Genomic DNA, 13,745 nt, shown 5'->3' with positions numbered 1-13,745 from the left:
AGTGCGTTTTCTACCCTGTGGCCCATGGGTTTAGAGGGCCGCTTGGGTGGATGGACGGACGCGCTGACGCTGGAAGCGCAGTGGGACGGAGCGCGGCTGACGGGCCGGGTGGGGGGCTTCACGGCAGGCACGGACGTGCAGGTGTGGCTGGACGGGCCGGGCCTGTCAGGCCGGGTGGGTGGGGTCACGCAGGGCTTTGACCTGCGGGCCGCGATCGAGGCGGGCGTGATGCGCGTCCGGCTGGGCGGCGTGACCGACGGGGTGGACGTGACCCTGAACTTCACGCCGGACGGCGCGACCGGACGGTACGGGAATTTCACGGACGGGCATGACGTGACCCTGCGGCACTATGCGGGCGAGGTGCGTGGGCGGCTGGGGTCCTTCACGCGGGGGGTGGAGGTCCGCATGGACCTGAACGGCGTGCCGTTCCCGCTGGGGGCGCTGCTGAGCGTGTGTGCGCTGCGGCTGTGGCTGGCGCAGGCGCGGCCCCTCACGCCGGCCCGCTGAGCGTCCCGCGCGGCGCCGTTCACGGCGGCCGGCGGGCGGCGATCATGGGGTGATCACGGGCCCGGTGGTGAACTGCGTGCCAGGAAGTCCGGGCGTGACACCCGGCCTTCAGGGAGGACACCATGAACCGCACCCTGACCCGCCCCGCCGCCCTGCTCGCCCTGTGCGCCGCGCTGGGAGGCGCGCACGCACAGAACACCGTGAACCTGAACTTCAAGAACCTGACCCTGCAACCTGTGCGGGTCGCGAACCTGGACCTGAACGTGCTGCGCGTGGACCCGCAGGTGTTCCAGCAGACCCTGAACGCCCCGAACGCCCTGCAACTGAACCTGACCGACCTGCCCGCCCGCATCCAGGCCCGCGACGCCGAGGTGCGCCGCAGCCTGGACGTCGTGGGCACCCTGGCCCGCTCGACCGAACTGCGCGCCGACATCGCCCGCACCACCCTGAGCCTCCCGCGCGGCCTGACCGTGCCCGCCACCGTCACCCTGCGCGGCGGCGAGAACCGCGAGGTGCTGCTGTTCGGGCAGGACACCGTGGCCGTCAGTGTCGCGCAGGCCGAGGCGGGCGCCGAACGCAACCGCGCCGAGATCCTCGGGTCCTTCGGCCTGAACGACCAGAATCCCGTCCCGCGCGAGTTCCTGTCCCAGGACTCCCTGAGCGGCGTGACGCTCGCCGCGAACACCCGCATCAACGTCGCCGCGCTGAACACCGCCGCCCTGACCCGCCTGCAGACGCGCCTCGCGCCGCCCAAGCCCTCGCAACCGGGCGGGGAACTCGGGGATGGATTCGTCAGCACCCCCAGCGACGGCGCGTGCCGCTTCACGCCCACCAGCGCCCTGTTCACGCAGATGCGCGGCAACGCCATCGACCAGATCACCACCATCAAGGACCAGGGACGCCGGGGCACCTGCATGGCCTTCGCGTACACCTCCGCGCTCGAGAGCCTGATCGCGCGGCGCAAGAAGATCACCTTCAACCTGTCCGAGCAGTACGCGTACTACTGGCTGCGCGGCGACGACGGCGTGCTGGGCGACGGCGCCGGCTGGGGCGACTTCGACGACACCATCAGCCGCCAGCGCATGCTGCCGACCGAGGTCCGCTGGAAGTACAACCCGTCCCGCAGCCGCGTGCGCGTGCCCGCCAACACCCAGCAGCCCATCACGGCCTTCAAGAACTCCTGCGTGAACTACGCCGATCAGGCGTGCAGCGACACCACCGCGCAGGCGCAACTGGTCTGCCAGAGCGGCACGAACAACTGCGCCTGGAAACCCGAGTGGGACATCGCCCCGAACGCCGCGTTCAACTTCCGCGCCACGCAGGGCAACGAAGTCTGGGTGGCGCTGGGCAACCTGAATCTCGGGAACGCCGACGCCACCCGCGCCTACCGCCGCGCCATGCTGAGGCAGATGATCGACCGGGGCGACCAGCTGATCCTGGGCTTCACGGTGGACGGCGCGTTCGACAGTGTCGGCGCCAGCGGCCTGCCCGACACCACCCGCATGGGCCAGAACGTACGCGGCGGGCACGCCGTTCACATCGTCGGGTACGTGAACACCGGCACGCAGACCTTCGACACGAAGATCGCCGGGCTGATCAACGTGAAGATGACCCTCCCCAGCGGGTACTTCGTGATCAAGAACTCCTGGAGTTGCGGCTTCGGGGACGGCGGGTACGCCTACCTGCCCGACACCTTCATGGACCGCGAGACGAACGGCGTGTACAACCTGCGCGCCGGAGCCGTCGCCAGCGACATGGCCGGATTCTGATACGGACTCCGATTGAATGGGCTGCAAAGGCCATTCAATCCGAGCGGATGCGAGTAGGAGTAAAACGGGTTCCGGACGTGGAGCCGGCAATCCGGTGAAGTTCCGGATTGTTGGCGAAACAAACGGACTCCGTATGAACGAACAAGGGAGGGGGGCCGCAGCGCGACTGGCTGCGGCCCCCCTCCTGCATTGCCGTTACTCGACGCTGCTTACTCGACGGTGACGCTCTTGGCGAGGTTGCGGGGTTTGTCCACGTCCTTGCCCAGCGCGGTGGCCGTGAAGTACGCCAGGAGTTGCATGGCGACGGCGTTCACGACGGGGCTGACCATCTCGTGCGCGCGGGGGACGTAGATGACGTCGTCGCCATGGCGGGCGTTCTCGGTGTCGCCGTCACTGAGGAACAGGATGACCTTGCCGGCGCGGGCGCGGACTTCCTGCACGTTGCTGATGGTCTTTTCCAGCAGGCGGCTCTCGGTGGCGATCACGGCGACCGGCAGGTTCTCGTCGATCAGGGCGATGGGGCCGTGCTTCATCTCGCCGGCTGCGTACGCCTCGGCGTGGATGTAGCTGATCTCCTTGAGTTTCAGGGCGCCCTCGTAGGCGGTGGGGCTGTTCACGCCGCGCCCCAGGAACAGGTAGTCGCGCGCCATGGCGTACTTCTCGGCGACTTCCTTGATGCGGGCCACGCGTTCGGGGGCCAGGGCTTCCTCGACCAGGCGGGGCAGTTCGCGGGCGGCTTTCAGGAGTTCGGCGCCCTGCTCCTCGCTGAGGGTGCCGCGGGCGCGGCCCAGCCACAGGGCCAGCATCAGGAACGCGCTGACCATGCTCGTGTACGCCTTGGTGCTGGCGACGCCGATCTCGGGTCCGGCGTGGATGTACAGCGTGTCGTCGAGTTCGCGGGTCATGGAGCTGCCCTTGGCGTTGATGACGCCGAGGGTCTTCGCGCCGAACTTCTTGGCCTCGCGCAGCGCTTCCAGGGTGTCGATGGTCTCGCCGCTCTGGGAGACGACGATGGCCAGGGTGTTCTCGCTGACCAGGGGGTCGCGGTAGCGGTACTCGCTGGCCACGTCGACTTCGACGGGAATGCGGGCCAGCTGCTCGATCAGGTACTCGCCGACCAGTCCGGCGTAGAAGGCGGTGCCGCAGGCGATGATGCTGATGCGTTTGAAGGAGCCGGGGTCGAGGTTGATGTCGAGGTTGACCTCGCCGGTGTCGTCGTGCAGGCGGCCGATCAGGGTGTTCGTGAGGGCCTGGGGCTGCTCGTAGATTTCCTTGAGCATGTACGTGTCGTACCCGCCCTTCTCGGCGGCCTCGGCGTCCCATTCGATGTGCTCGATGGTGCGCTGCTGGGGGTTGCCGGCGAGGTCCATGACGCGGAAGCCGTCGTCGTTCAGGACGACCATGTCGCCGTCGTGCAGGAACACCATGTTGCGGGTGTAGGCCAGCAGGGCGGGCACGTCGGACGCCAGGAACATCTCGCCCTCGCCGACGCCCATGACGAGCGGGCTGACGGTGCGCGCGGCGACGATCTCGCGGTGGTCGACGTGCGTGACGACGATGCCGTACGCGCCGCGCACCTGCGCGAGGGCCGCGCGGACCGCCTCTTCGAGGTTGCCCGCGTAGGCTTCCTCGATCAGGTGGGCCAGCACCTCGCTGTCGGTCTCGCTCTTGAACTGGTGCCCGCGTCCCTGGAGGCCCTCTTTGAGGGTCAGGTAGTTCTCGATGATGCCGTTGTGGATGATGACGATGCGGCCGTCCTCGGTGGCGTGAGGGTGGGCGTTCGTGTCGTTCGGCAGGCCGTGCGTGGCCCAGCGGGTGTGCCCGATGCCGAGCGTGCCGGACAGCGGGTGGCCGCCCAGCAGACTGCTGAGGTTCTCGAGTTTCCCGGCTTTCTTCTTCACGTCGATCTGCGCGCCGTCATGAATGGCGATGCCGGCGCTGTCGTAGCCGCGGTATTCCAGTTTGGCAAGGCCGGAGATGAGAACGTCCTGCGCCTGCCGGGGGCCGATGTATCCAACGATTCCGCACATAACCTGCTCCTTCGCAGGGCGGGCCCGGCCGACGGCAACCGGGGCGCGGGTCCCGTGAGGAGGGATGCCCGCGGCCCTGGCGTGCCGCGCCGGGTGCGCCTGCTGGTGTGGGGGGGGTGCATCGTTCCGGGCTTTATGTCCGTGTCGCCACGGGGGTTATGGCCGGGATTCGCGGCCCGGGTTCCTGTGGGAACCGCTGGGACGCCGGGTAGGCCCTGATGCGGGCCTGGAAGCATCCGCAGAATGATCGCTGACTTCCACCTCGTCTCCCCTGTCCCGCGTGGGCGGGCGGGGCCTTGCGCTGCCCTGTTGGGTGAACCGGACACCACCGGTTCACGGCACAGCATAGCGCGCCGCCCGCCGGTGCGTCACGTGAGTACCATACTCAAGGCCCGGTGCGGAGTCGGAAGGAACGCTCAATGCGGCCCGGTTCCTGCCGGACGTGCCGCGTGCGGCGGTCCTTGCTAGGATGGGCGGCGGAAGGGGGCCGGCCGTCCCGGTTCCTGTCCATGAAACGTCACGGGAAGGTGGCGGCCTGCGCCCCAGCCCTCCCGCCGTCCGTCCCACCAGAGGCAACGCACCAAGAGGATCAGATAGCCATCATGCCCACGTACCTGTACAAGAACATCGAAACCGGCGAAGTGTACGAACTGCAGCAGAGCATGCGTGACGAGGCCTACACCACGCACCCCGAGACGGGCGTGCCGGTCAAGCGCATCCTGGCCCGGCCCGGCATTGCCTTCAAGGGCAGCGGGTTCTACGTCACCGATTCCCGTCCCAGGAGCGGCGAGGGCGGCGGCGGCGAGTGACCCCTGAACGCGCCCCGGACACCACGCCGGGCTTCCGGTCAGCTGCCTTCCGCAACCGGGCGCTGCAGGTGCTGGGCGTCAGCCTGCTGCTGAGCGGCGCGGTCATGGGCGCGTACGTCACGGGGCGCGTCAGCGCCGAACGGGCCCTGGTCACCCCGGACGAGATCAACACCGTCGAGGTCAGTCAGAAGGCGCTGCAGGCGGTCGTGCGGATCGACAACCGGCTTCAGCGCGAGCAGCTGCAGACCGGCGACGATCCCATCGAGACCGGCACCGGCTTCTTCTACAAGAAGGACCTGATCGTCACGAACTACCACGTGGTGCAGTACCAGGAGTCCCTGAGCGTCACGCTGTTCAACGGGCGGCGCGTGCCGGCCAAGATCGAGGGCATCGATCCGGGCATCGACATCGCGATCCTGCGCGTGAGCGGCGTGACGGCCCCCGCCACCCTGCGTTTCGGGTCGAGTGCGCGCCTGATTCCGGGGCAGAAACTGATCACGCTGGGGACTCCCTTCCGCATTCAGAATTTCGTGGGGAGCGGCGTGTTCAGCGTGGCGGCCAGCGCCCGCGACGTGCCCCGCAACGACCAGCTGGGCGCCGAGATCAGCCAGTACCTGACGACCACCGCCAGCGTGCAGCAGGGCAACAGCGGCGGGCCGGTCCTGGACTCGCGCGGCGCGGTCGTGGGGGTCGCGGACCTGAACGCCGCGCCGAACGCCCTGGTGCCCGGCACGGTCGGGATCGCCATTCCGGGGGACCTGGTCAAGCAGAGCCTGGACGACCTGGAGAAGATCGGGGTGCCGCAGCGTGGCACGCTGGGCGTGACCATGGTGGACCTCGAGAACCTGGACCCGGCGCTGCGGCAACTGGCGGGCCTGAGCAGTTCGGAGGGCGCGCTGGTGGATCAGGTGCCGGCCGGGACGGCCGCGGCCCGCGCGGGCCTGCGCGGCAGCCTGCGCAACAGCAAGGACCAGCTGCTCGCGCCGCTGGGCGACATCATCGTGGCGGTGGACGGCCAGCGCGTGCGGGACTCGTTCGACGTGATCCGGCTGGTGGCCGCCAAGCGCCCCGGTCAGTCGGTCACGCTGCGCGTGTGGCGCAACAAGAAGAGCGTGGACGTGAAGGTCACGCTGCTCAAACGCACCCTGCAGTAGGGGTTGATGGTGAACGGTTGATCGTTGATGGACGGGCATTCCCCCGCTGTCGACCATCAACCGTTGACCGTTTACCCCCTGTCCTTGCTCGCGGGCCGGGCAACTGGTGAATCGCGCCCAGAAGTGATATCACTTTGATAGCCAGACGAGATCGGCCCGGAGGTTCCACCATGAACGAACTGCAACAGGCTCCCGTCCCCACCCCCCACGGCGGCGTCTCCACCCGCAGCGGCGTCGCCAGTGTCGAGCGCGCCGCCTTCGGCCTGCCCGGCGTACCGGTCTTCCTGCTGTGGATCCTGCTGTGCGCCCTGACCGTCTGGGCCTTCGCATCCGGGCAACTGATCCTCAGCGGCGTCCTGATCCTCAGCGTGATCTTCGTGGTCGTGGGCTTCTTCATCGTGCAGCCCAACCAGGCCACCAACCTCACCCTGTTCGGCCGCTACGTGGGCACCGAACGCCGCAACGGCCTGTACTGGACCAACCCCCTGACCGTGCGCAAGAGCGTCAGCCTGAGAATCCGGAACTTCAACTCCGAACGCCTGAAGGTCAACGACCTCGCGGGCAACCCCATCGAGATCGCCGCCGTGATCGTCTGGCGGGTCGTGGACACCGCCCGCGCCGTGTTCGACGTCGAGGACTACACCCAGTTCGTCGCCATCCAGAGCGAGACGGCCCTGCGGCACCTCGCCAGCCAGTATCCCTACGACAACTACACCGACGACACCATGAGCCTGCGCGGCAACGCCGACGAGGTCGCCGAGGCCCTCGCCACCGAACTCGCCACCCGCCTGCGCCACGCCGGCGTGGAAGTCCTCGAGGCGCGCCTGTCGCACCTCGCCTACGCCCCCGAGATCGCCGGGGCCATGCTGCAGCGCCAGCAGGCCAGCGCCATCATCGCCGCGCGCACCCAGATCGTGCAGGGCGCCGTCGGCATGGTCCAGATGGCCCTGAAGGAACTCAGCGAGCAGGACATCGTCCACCTCGACGAGGAACGCAAGGCGCAGATGGTCAGCAACCTGCTGGTCGTCCTCACCAGCGAACGCGGCACGCAGCCGGTCGTGAACGCCGGTAGCCTGTACTAGCCATGCCGCCGCGCAAGAACTTCCCCCTGCGCATCAGCCCGGAGCTGTACGCCGCGCTGGAACGCTGGGCGGCGGACGACCTGCGCAGCGTCAACGCCCAGATCGAGTACCTCCTCACCCGCGCCGTGAAAGAAGCCGGACGCCTCAAAGAGAAGAACAAAGAAGAAGGGGAATAGGGCCGTTGCCATAACGAGGCAGTCTTCCTGGCCGGGCGGACCTGTAAAGCTCCGCAGGAGAGCGGGTGAAGGTTGACGGGCCGGACGGACTGGAACAGCGGCAGAGAACGGCTCTAATACGGATTCCGTTTGTTTCGCCGACAATCCGGAACTTCACCGGATTGCCAGCTCCACGTCCGGAGGGGCGTTTCTCTCCTTCTCTGCGGGGCAGCTCTCCGAGTCGCATCCGCTCGGACCCAGCGGGCTTTGCAGCCCATTCAATCGGAGTCCGTATCCACCCCCAGTCCCCCCCAGTCCCCCCGCGCGTGTCAAGGCGTTCATCCACCCTTGAGACTCCTGGGGGGCGCTATGCTCTGAACTGTCATGTACGTTGTCGTCGAAGGGCCCATCGGGGTCGGGAAAACAAGCCTCGCCGGGCGCCTCGCCGCGCGCCACGGCGCCGAACTGAACCTGGAGATCGTCGAGGAGAACCCCTTCCTGGCGAAATTCTACGAGCAACCCGAAGCGTTCTCGTTCCAGGTACAGGCGTTCTTTCTGCTGTCGCGCTTCAAGCAGCTCTCCGCGCTGTGGCAGCCCGGACTGTACAAGGGCAGCGTGGTCAGCGACTACCTGTTCGACAAGGACTTCATCTTCGCGTCCATGAACCTGCGCGACGCCGAATTCAGCCTGTACGAGGACCTGTACTCGCACCTGTCCCCGCGCCTGCCCACCCCGGACCTCGTGGTGTACCTGCGCGCCGACACCGACGAACTGCTGCGCCGCATCGCGCTGCGCGGCCGGCCCTTCGAGCAGGACATGCAGGCCGCGTACCTCGCGGACCTGACCGGCCGCTACGACGAGTACTTCCGCACGTACCCGCACCCGCACCTGATCATCGACGCGGCCGGCATCGACTTCGTGAACAACCCGGAACACGAGCAGGACCTGATGGCCCGCATCGACGAGGCCCTGCGCGCCACCCAGGCCGCCGACTGATGTACCTTGCGATCTCCGGCAACATCGGCAGCGGCAAGAGCACCCTGACCCGCATGCTCGCGGACCGCTACGGCCTGCGCCCCGTGTACGAACCGTACGCCGACAACCCCTACCTGGAAGACTTCTACCGCGACATGCGCCGCTACTCCTTCCACTCGCAGGTGTACTTCCTGTCCCGGCGCCTGGAGCAGCACCTGAACCTCGTGACCGGCGCCCGCTACGTCATCCAGGACCGGACGGTGTTCGAGGACGCCAACATCTTCGCCCGCAACCTGTTCGAGAGCGGCCAGATGGAAGACCGCGACTGGGACACCTACCGCAGCCTGTACGAGGGCGTGCTGAGCGCCCTGCGCGTCCCGGACCTGCTGATTCACATCGACGCCAGCCTGCCCACCCTGAAAAAACGCATCGCGCAGCGCGGCCGCGCCTACGAGCAGGACATCCCCGAGGCGTACCTGGGCGGCCTGAACCGCCTGTACGACAGCTGGGTGTCCGGTTTCGACGCCTGCCCGGTCGTGCGCGTCCCCGGCGACCAGCTGGACTTCGTGGCCGACCCGCAGGCCTTCGAATGGGTCTGCGCGCGCGTGCAGGCCAACGGCTTCGGCCTGCCGCTGCTGCGCTGACCCACTCGGCCCGGGGCTGCGTCATACGAACTGCCGTTTGTTTCGCCGACAATCCGGAAGTTCACCGGATTGCCAGCTCCACGTCCGGAACCCGCCCAGCTCCCACTCGCTCCGCTCGGATTGAACGGCTTTGTCAGCCATTCAATCGGAGTCCGTATCAGCGAAACAGACGGCACGCGATCCAAACGCGGGCGCAGGTCATCCCCGCTGCGCTGCGCAGGTGGCCTCTGCCCGCGCCCTCCCCCTGCTGTGGGCCGTCGCGCCCGCGGGCGCCCGGCAGGCCGTCACGTCCGGGCCACCATTGCCAGCCCCGGGAGGCGCTACGCTGCGGAGATGACCGCCCCGCGCTCCGCCGACCCGTCCGCTCTGCGCGGCCGCCCCCGCCGGGCCCGCTGGACCCTGACCGGCTGGACCCTGACCGCGCTGCTGACCGGCCTGCCGGGCGCTGCGGACGCCACCGGCACGCCGCCCACGACCCCGCCGGCCCCCACCTGCCCGGTCGACTGGCGTGACCTGGACCCGGCCGACCTGCGGGCCGCGCAGGTCACGGCCACCCGCGCGACCTTCACGGACGCCCGCGGCGCGGACACCCGGCTGAGCGCCCCGCGCGGGGCCCGGCTGCTGCAGGGACCGGCGGCGGACGGGCGGCGCTGCAGTTACTTCGTGCCGACCAGTGGCCTGCCGGACCGCGTGACCCGCGGGTTCCTGCCGGACACGCAGGTGCGCGCCACGCCGCCCGGCGGGGAACTCGCCGGGACCTGGGCGCGCGACGCGAACACCGGCCTGACCCTCACCCGCGCCGACGGGGGCGGCTGGACCCTGACCGGGTCGCTGATGGCGGCGCTTCCGGACGGCACGGTCGGCAGCGCGAACCTGAACGGCCCGCTGCGCCGCGACCCGGACCGCTGGACGTACCGTGACGGCCGCTGCGAGGTCCGCCTGTACGTGGCGGGCGCGTGGCTGATCGCCGCTGACAACGGGCAGTGCGCCGGGCCGGACCTGGGTTTCGGCGGGCTGTACCACCACGTCCGCTGAGGGCGGGGGCGGGGCAGCCCGTATCATCCCCCCATGCGTCTTTCCGAGCTGGCCGCCCACCTGAACGTTCCCGCCCCCACCGAGACTCCGGAGGTGACGGGCGTGACGCACAACGCCGACTGGGTGCAGCCGGGCTCGGCGTTCGTGGCGATCCGCGGGGCGCGCTTCGACGGGCACAGCTTTCTTGACCGGGTCGCGCAGGCGGGCGCGGTGGCCGTGATCGGCGAGGGCCTCCCGGACGGCCTGACCAGTCCGCTGCCGTACCTGCACGTCCCGAACGCCCGCGCGGCCCTGGCGGACGCCGCCGCCGCGCTCGCCGGGCATCCCAGCCGCCAGCTGCGGGTGGTGGGCGTGACCGGCACCGACGGCAAGACCACCACCAGCTGGCTGGCCCGGCACCTGCTGCGCGCCGCCGGACTGCGCGCCGGCCTGCTGAGCACCGTCGGGTACGAACTGCCGGACGGGGAGCTGCGGCACTTCCCGGCGCACTTCACGACCCCGGAGGCCCCGCAGGTGCAGGCCACCCTGGCCGAGATGGTGCGTTCAGGCGCGGACGCGGCGGTGCTGGAGGCCAGCAGTCACGCCCTGGCGCTGGAGCGCGTCCGGAGCGTGAACTGGGACGTGGCCGTCTGGACGCACCTGAGCAGCGAACACCTGGACTTTCACGGCACGCTGGAGAACTACTTCGCGGACAAACGCCGACTGGTGGAGGCCGCGCCGTTCGCGGTGCTGAACGTGGACGACCCCTGGACGGCGGGGTTGCGGGGCGTCGCCCCTGCCGAGACCACGTACTCCGCCGAGGGGCAGCACGCCGACTGGCGCGCGGGCGACATCGAGGAACGCAGCACGGGCCTGCACTTCCACGTCCTCAGCCCGCAGGGCGAGTTCGACGCGCACCTGCCGATGATCGGGCGCTTCAACGTCGCGAACGCCCTGGCCGCCATGGCCGCCGCCGCGCACCTCGGCGCGGGCCCGGAGGCGCTCGCGGCGGGCCTCGCGTCGTTCCGGGGCGTGCCGGGCCGCATGGAACTCGTGCCGGACAGGCGCGGGCGGCGCGTGGTCGTGGACTTCGCACACACGCCGCCCAGCCTCGAGAAGGCGCTGGGCACCCTGCGGACCACCACTGCGGGCCGCCTGATCGTGGTGCTCGGCTCGGCCGGCGGGCCGCGCGATCCGGGCAAGCGCGCCCCGCTGGGCGAGGTCGCCACCCGCCTCGCGGATCACGCGATCTTCACCGAGGAGGACTGCCGCGACACGCCGCTGGACGACATCCTGCGCGAGATGGAACGCGGCGCGCAGGGCGCCGGACGCAGCAACTTCCAGTCCATTCCCGACCGCCGCGCCGCGATCCGCGCCGCCATCGCCCTGGCCCGGCCCGGTGACACGGTCCTGCTGGCCGGGAAGGGCCCCGAGGACACCCTGGAACGCGCCCACGAGACCATCCCCTGGAACGAGACGCAGGAGGCGCTGGACGCCCTGCACCTGAGCTGACCGGGCGCCCAGCGGCGTGGTATGACGGCGGCATGCGTCCCCATCTGTGCGTCCTGACCCTGGCCCTGCTGGGCACCGGCGTGGCGGCCCCCGCCCCGTACTCGCTGCCCGTGAACCTGGGCACCCTGAAGTCGCCGCTGGTCAGCGGGAACGCCGACCTGGACCTGCCCGGCCTGAACGCCGCGCAGCGCTCGGCGCTGTCCCGCAGTGGTTTCGTGATCACGCCTGCCCGGTGGCAGCAGTTCGACGCCGCGTACGAGAGCACCCGCTACGCGAACCAGCCGGTGTTCGTCACGTCCGACGCGACGCTGCACGTGTACCACCTGATCTTCGACAAGCTGCTGCGCGACCTGGAACGCGAGTCCCTGGCGCCCGCCGCACGCCGCCTGACCACGCTGCTCGTGGCCGACTCGCGGCGGCAGCTGGCCGCCCTGAAGGGCACGCCACTGGAGGCCGACGCGCGGCTGACGCTGGCGTACCTGGCGGTTGCGCAGAAACTCGCGGACCCGGCCGTGACCCCGCCCGCCGAGGTCGCGGCCCTGGTGGCGGCGGAACTGAAACTCATCGACGCGCACCAGGGGATCGCCGGTTCACCCATCTTCAGCGGCACGCAGATGCGGGAGGATTACTCGCAGTACGTGCCGCGCGGGCACTACACGAAGAGCGAGGCGCTGAAACGGTACTTCCGGACCATGATGTGGCTGGGCCGCCTGAACCTGCGGGTGGAGAAGGCCAGCGAGACGCGCGTGGCGGGCCTGCTGACCGCCCTGATGGGCGCGAACGCCGAGGCGCAGACCCTCTGGGCGCGCATCTACGACCCGACCGCGCTGCTCGTGGGCCGCAGCGATGACCTGAACTACCGCCAGTACGCGCAGGCCCTCAGGGCAGCGGCGGGCGGACAGGTGCGCCGACTGGCGGAACCGGCCGTCCTGGCCGCCTTCCAGGCCGAGTTGCGGAAACTGCCGCCCCCGCAGGTGAACAGCGCCGTGGTGATCGCCAAACCCGGCGAGGGCCGCGAGGTGCGCGACGCGCAGACGCTGGGCTTCCGGCTGATGGGGCAGCGCTTCACGCTGGACGGCGCGGCCTTCCAGCGCCTCGTGTACCGCGAGGTCGGCACGGACGATCGGCCGCGCCTGCTGCCGCGCGGCCTGGACCTGCTGGCCGTGCTGGGCAGCGACGCCGCCCTGAACGAACTGCGCCGCACCGGGCAGGCGAAGTACGCGAACTATGAAGTCAACATGGCGAAACTCCGCGCGAACTTCGCCGCGCTGAAGCAGGGCGACTGGACCGCCAACGTGTACTCCGGCTGGCTGTACGCCCTGCAGGCCCTCGCGAAACCCGACCCGCGCGACGCGCGCTACCCGGCGTTCATGCGCACGCCCGCCTGGACCCGCAAGGAGATGCTGACCGCGCTGGGCTCCTGGACGGAACTGCGCCACGACACGATCCTGTACGCCAAGCAGACCATGGCCGAACTGGGCGGCGGCGGGGAACCCCCGCAGCCCCCGCGCGGGTACGTGGAACCCAACCCGGCCCTCTGGGCCCGCCTCCAGACCCTGGAGGTCCTGACGCGGCGCGTCCTGAAGGACCAGGGCGTCCTGTCGGACCGCACCGCGCGGAGCCTGGATTCGCTGCGCGACATGCTGGCCTTCCTGGGCGCCGCGACGACCAAGCAGCTGGCGGGCACGCCGCTGACCCGCGACGAGTACGACCGTATCCACTACTTCGGCGGGTGGCTGGAGGAGATGAAGATGGCCAGCGCCGACCCCGAGGACGGCGAGAACGCCAGCGAGTTCGACGAGGACGCCATGGCCGCCGTCGTCGCGGACGTCGCCACCGGCGGGGACAGAACGGGAAATGTCGTTGCCCTGGAGGAAGGCACCGGCTTCATCCACGAGCTGTACGCCGTCGTGCCGGACGGACGCGGCGGGCTGCAGGTCGCGCGGGGCGGCGTGTACTCGCAGTACGAGTTCACGGTACCCGTCTCGGGCCGCCTGACGGACGAGGCGTGGCGCACGCAGCTCCGCCAGGGCAGGGTGCCGCCCGCGCACCCCTGGCTGGACGGCGTGCTGGTGAAGTGATACGGATTCCGTT

At 69.8% G+C, this 13,745-nt stretch carries 12 protein-coding genes; 11 read left to right on the top strand and 1 reads right to left on the bottom strand.

The window, feature by feature from the left end; genetic code table 11:
* Positions 1-24 precede the first annotated feature (24 nt).
* Positions 25-507, top strand: coding sequence for a hypothetical protein (locus tag ABDZ66_RS10735; RefSeq protein ID WP_343758665.1), 483 nt, complete (start codon positions 25-27; stop codon positions 505-507).
* Between the two features lie 122 nt (positions 508-629).
* Positions 630-2,276 carry a C1 family peptidase gene (locus tag ABDZ66_RS10730; protein ID WP_343758663.1) on the top strand — a complete coding sequence of 549 codons (1,647 nt, stop codon included), beginning with the start codon at positions 630-632 and terminating at the stop codon, positions 2,274-2,276.
* Positions 2,277-2,485: 209 nt separating this feature from the next.
* Here ABDZ66_RS10730 and glmS read toward each other — a convergent pair whose 3' ends face one another.
* Positions 2,486-4,306, bottom strand: coding sequence for a glutamine--fructose-6-phosphate transaminase (isomerizing) (gene glmS / locus ABDZ66_RS10725; RefSeq protein ID WP_343758661.1), 1,821 nt, complete (start codon positions 4,304-4,306; stop codon positions 2,486-2,488).
* Positions 4,307-4,908: 602 nt separating this feature from the next.
* Here glmS and ABDZ66_RS10720 point away from each other — a divergent pair.
* The 9 genes from ABDZ66_RS10720 to ABDZ66_RS10680 all read left to right on the top strand — a co-directional run bounded on the left by ABDZ66_RS10720 (position 4,909) and on the right by ABDZ66_RS10680 (position 13,732).
* A complete protein-coding gene (locus ABDZ66_RS10720; RefSeq protein ID WP_343758659.1) occupies positions 4,909-5,115 on the top strand; it encodes an FmdB family zinc ribbon protein in 207 nt (68 codons plus the stop codon).
* 104 nt (positions 5,116-5,219) lie between these two features.
* Positions 5,220-6,269: a S1C family serine protease gene (locus ABDZ66_RS10715; RefSeq protein ID WP_343758814.1), complete on the top strand. Its 1,050-nt coding sequence runs from the start codon at positions 5,220-5,222 to the stop codon at positions 6,267-6,269.
* Between the two features lie 170 nt (positions 6,270-6,439).
* On the top strand, positions 6,440-7,351 hold the full coding sequence (locus ABDZ66_RS10710) for an SPFH domain-containing protein (RefSeq protein WP_343758657.1): 912 nt from the start codon (positions 6,440-6,442) through the stop codon (positions 7,349-7,351).
* 2 nt (positions 7,352-7,353) lie between these two features.
* A complete protein-coding gene (locus ABDZ66_RS10705; RefSeq protein WP_343758654.1) occupies positions 7,354-7,527 on the top strand; it encodes a type II toxin-antitoxin system antitoxin in 174 nt (57 codons plus the stop codon).
* A gap of 363 nt (positions 7,528-7,890) precedes the next feature.
* Complete coding sequence (locus ABDZ66_RS10700) at positions 7,891-8,502, top strand: deoxynucleoside kinase (protein ID WP_343758652.1); 612 nt, start codon at positions 7,891-7,893, stop codon at positions 8,500-8,502.
* The gene (locus ABDZ66_RS10695) at positions 8,502-9,125 is read left to right on the top strand and encodes a deoxynucleoside kinase (protein WP_343758649.1); all 624 of its coding nucleotides are present in this window, start codon (positions 8,502-8,504) and stop codon (positions 9,123-9,125) included. The genes ABDZ66_RS10700 and ABDZ66_RS10695 overlap by 1 nt, the downstream gene beginning before the upstream one ends.
* A gap of 333 nt (positions 9,126-9,458) precedes the next feature.
* The gene (locus ABDZ66_RS10690) at positions 9,459-10,160 is read left to right on the top strand and encodes a hypothetical protein (protein ID WP_343758647.1); all 702 of its coding nucleotides are present in this window, start codon (positions 9,459-9,461) and stop codon (positions 10,158-10,160) included.
* 33 nt (positions 10,161-10,193) lie between these two features.
* Complete coding sequence (locus ABDZ66_RS10685; protein WP_343758645.1) at positions 10,194-11,651, top strand: UDP-N-acetylmuramoyl-L-alanyl-D-glutamate--2,6-diaminopimelate ligase; 1,458 nt, start codon at positions 10,194-10,196, stop codon at positions 11,649-11,651.
* 32 nt (positions 11,652-11,683) lie between these two features.
* A complete protein-coding gene (locus ABDZ66_RS10680; protein ID WP_343758643.1) occupies positions 11,684-13,732 on the top strand; it encodes a DUF3160 domain-containing protein in 2,049 nt (682 codons plus the stop codon).
* The last annotated feature ends 13 nt before the right edge of the window (positions 13,733-13,745 follow it).

The organism is Deinococcus depolymerans (genome assembly GCF_039522025.1).
Lineage (GTDB): Bacteria > Deinococcota > Deinococci > Deinococcales > Deinococcaceae > Deinococcus > Deinococcus depolymerans.
The sequence above is the reverse complement of the archived record's forward strand: the minus strand, read 5'-3'. Positions and strand labels throughout refer to the sequence as shown.

Excerpts from the sequence above, each read along its gene's own strand:
- ABDZ66_RS10720 (WP_343758659.1), top strand. The coding sequence starts at position 4,909 with ATGCCCACGTACCTGTACAAGAACATCGAAACCGGCGAAGTGTACGAA.
- glmS (WP_343758661.1), bottom strand. The coding sequence starts at position 4,306 with ATGTGCGGAATCGTTGGATACATCGGCCCCCGGCAGGCGCAGGACGTT.
- ABDZ66_RS10705 (WP_343758654.1), top strand. The coding sequence starts at position 7,354 with ATGCCGCCGCGCAAGAACTTCCCCCTGCGCATCAGCCCGGAGCTGTAC.
- ABDZ66_RS10700 (WP_343758652.1), top strand. The coding sequence starts at position 7,891 with ATGTACGTTGTCGTCGAAGGGCCCATCGGGGTCGGGAAAACAAGCCTC.
- ABDZ66_RS10690 (WP_343758647.1), top strand. The coding sequence starts at position 9,459 with ATGACCGCCCCGCGCTCCGCCGACCCGTCCGCTCTGCGCGGCCGCCCC.
- ABDZ66_RS10730 (WP_343758663.1), top strand. The coding sequence starts at position 630 with ATGAACCGCACCCTGACCCGCCCCGCCGCCCTGCTCGCCCTGTGCGCC.
- ABDZ66_RS10695 (WP_343758649.1), top strand. The coding sequence starts at position 8,502 with ATGTACCTTGCGATCTCCGGCAACATCGGCAGCGGCAAGAGCACCCTG.
- ABDZ66_RS10715 (WP_343758814.1), top strand. The coding sequence starts at position 5,220 with ATGGGCGCGTACGTCACGGGGCGCGTCAGCGCCGAACGGGCCCTGGTC.
- ABDZ66_RS10680 (WP_343758643.1), top strand. The coding sequence starts at position 11,684 with ATGCGTCCCCATCTGTGCGTCCTGACCCTGGCCCTGCTGGGCACCGGC.
- ABDZ66_RS10685 (WP_343758645.1), top strand. The coding sequence starts at position 10,194 with ATGCGTCTTTCCGAGCTGGCCGCCCACCTGAACGTTCCCGCCCCCACC.
- ABDZ66_RS10710 (WP_343758657.1), top strand. The coding sequence starts at position 6,440 with ATGAACGAACTGCAACAGGCTCCCGTCCCCACCCCCCACGGCGGCGTC.
- ABDZ66_RS10735 (WP_343758665.1), top strand. The coding sequence starts at position 25 with ATGGGTTTAGAGGGCCGCTTGGGTGGATGGACGGACGCGCTGACGCTG.